The organism is Streptococcus sp. 1449 (assembly GCF_013276805.1).
GTDB classification, from domain to species: Bacteria; Bacillota; Bacilli; order Lactobacillales; family Streptococcaceae; genus Streptococcus; species Streptococcus pseudopneumoniae.
In genome coordinates this window covers 1-1,943 of record NZ_VMLS01000080.1, presented here as the reverse complement: position 1 = coordinate 1,943, position 1,943 = coordinate 1, and the positions used below count along the sequence as shown (strand labels likewise).

General features: G+C 36.4%; 5 protein-coding genes. All 5 read right to left on the bottom strand.

Annotated elements, in window-relative coordinates; all coding sequences use genetic code 11:
• Window positions 1-65: 65 nt before the first annotated feature.
• The 5 genes from HT687_RS10675 to HT687_RS10655 all read right to left on the bottom strand — a co-directional run bounded on the left by HT687_RS10675 (window position 66) and on the right by HT687_RS10655 (window position 1,867).
• Window positions 66-314, bottom strand: coding sequence for a hypothetical protein (locus HT687_RS10675; RefSeq protein WP_023935894.1), 249 nt, complete (start codon window positions 312-314; stop codon window positions 66-68).
• Window positions 301-642, bottom strand: coding sequence for a hypothetical protein (locus HT687_RS10670; RefSeq protein WP_000035041.1), 342 nt, complete (start codon window positions 640-642; stop codon window positions 301-303). Before HT687_RS10670 ends, HT687_RS10675 begins: the two co-directional genes overlap by 14 nt.
• A 50-nt stretch (window positions 643-692) precedes the next feature.
• A complete protein-coding gene (locus HT687_RS10665) occupies window positions 693-959 on the bottom strand; it encodes a hypothetical protein (protein ID WP_000252561.1) in 267 nt (88 codons plus the stop codon).
• A gap of 63 nt (window positions 960-1,022) precedes the next feature.
• Window positions 1,023-1,253 carry a hypothetical protein gene (locus HT687_RS10660; protein WP_000650801.1) on the bottom strand — a complete coding sequence of 77 codons (231 nt, stop codon included), beginning with the start codon at window positions 1,251-1,253 and terminating at the stop codon, window positions 1,023-1,025.
• On the bottom strand, window positions 1,253-1,867 hold the full coding sequence (locus HT687_RS10655; protein WP_240152487.1) for a hypothetical protein: 615 nt from the start codon (window positions 1,865-1,867) through the stop codon (window positions 1,253-1,255). The genes HT687_RS10660 and HT687_RS10655 overlap by 1 nt, the downstream gene beginning before the upstream one ends.
• Window positions 1,868-1,943: the final 76 nt, after the last annotated feature.

Genomic DNA, 1,943 nt, shown 5'->3' with positions numbered 1-1,943 from the left:
CGTTTTCTCGGCGTTCGCTCGGAGTTCAAGGATACTCTCCTTATCTGATTGATAACTGATAAGCTCTATTCATCACAAAAACCTATATTGTCCCAGAATATCCGCAATCCTTTTGTATTTTTAATTCGTGAAATATCTTTTTCTGCTTCTTCTTTTGTCGGATAGACTTCTATAATATCTTTGGGATTTTTTCCACCTATCCTATATCTTACCTCAAAATGTCCAGTATCAATCTGCGTCAAAAACACGGTATCAACTTCATCAACCACCGCTAACTTATTCAACTTATTTAAACGGTTTTTAATCGCCTTCATCTAGTATCTTCGCCTCTAATATTTCTAATTGCTCCACTACCTCAACCATTTCAACCGCCTTATAAGCCATGTTTAGAATGCTCTGGGCGCTCTGTTGTCTCGCATACGGGCTTACTGTCTTATCAAGCATGATTTCCCTTAATACATTGACTGCCTCAACGCTTGCATTCTGTAACAGCGTAGTAGACTCCTTGAGTTGTTCGCTACGTCTTTCACGGTAAATTCTCTTAAAGGTTGCATCGTTCAAGTAATTGTAAGCCGTCTTTCTGGTAATCTCACTTAATTCACTAGCTTTTTTTACATTCCCAGTCATGAGATAATTGGCCATAAATATTTCTTTTTTTCTGCTTAATCCTGTCAAATACTGTTCACCTCGCTTTATTGCTCTAATTCTGAAAACTCACTTATCCCAGTCATTTCCCTAAGTTCATCCATACGTTTTTTTGATTTCTTATAGTCTGCTAGCTTAATATCTTTAAATGGTGTTTTAATAAAATCATCCATATCTATCTTTATTTCATCTTGCTGAAAAGCAAATCTTAAACAATCCACATATAAAGATATACATTCATCAGTTGTTGCATATTCCATCTTTCCAGCATACTCTTCTAACTTTTCTAGTCTTGCTTTTGAACTTCTAACCATTCCCCTACCTCGTGTGTAATTCTGTCTGATTTATGTAAAAAAAGGGGATTGCTCCCCTCCACATCACAAACCGCGTTTTTCCTTGCCTAGTAGCTTATCATACAGGGCTTTATCTTTCTCAAATAGTTCATGTCTACGCTTGTAGCCCATAGCTTTAAACTCTTCAAGGGTCACAGCTTCCTCTTCATAAGATTTTGAAATACTTTCTACGTTCTTGGCAAGTCCTTGCAGTAAGTCAGCTTGTCTCTTCTCTTCTTCGATTTCTTGAAATAGTTGTTTATGTTCATCTTTCATTATTGTTCTCCTTCAAAATAGTTAATACGATTCACAAAATACGCCAAATCATCACTCGGATCTAAATAGCGGTATTGGCTTCCCATATAACCAGCTACACCACTATAAATGTAAGGCTTACTTACTCCACTATATTCTGGGGATGTATTCAGGCGGTCAAATAACTCTTCGATACCTGTTTCTCTTACCTCATCCGCCAATCTTTCAGCAGTATTTTTGTAATTTTCGTTATAGTTTGCAATCAATTCCAAAAGCTCAATAGATTTCTGCTTGATTTCTTGGCGCTGGCGCTTCACTGTTTCATCTTGCTCTAATGCAGTTCCTAAATAACCTGATGCATTAATTTTTCTAGCGTCTGCTACGATTGAGTCAATCCGTTCTTTCTCAAGTTTTGTTCTTTGCTCTTTCATATCAGCAATATACTTTTCTTTTACGTTAATAGCTTGAAAATCTTCAAATGTTTGTACATCTGCTTTCTTGGATTTGATATCCTTAACTTCTTTTTCTGCTTTCTTGATTTCCTCATCAAAGCGATCAAAAATCTCTAATTGAGTCCGTACTTTGTCCATCTGGTTTTTGACTTCTTGCAATGTTGGCATTTCTTTTTCCTCCAATCTTCCCAAAAACAAAAGAGACATAGCCAAAATAGATTGCTCCACTTTATGCTATACCTCTGATTTTTTCAGTCAG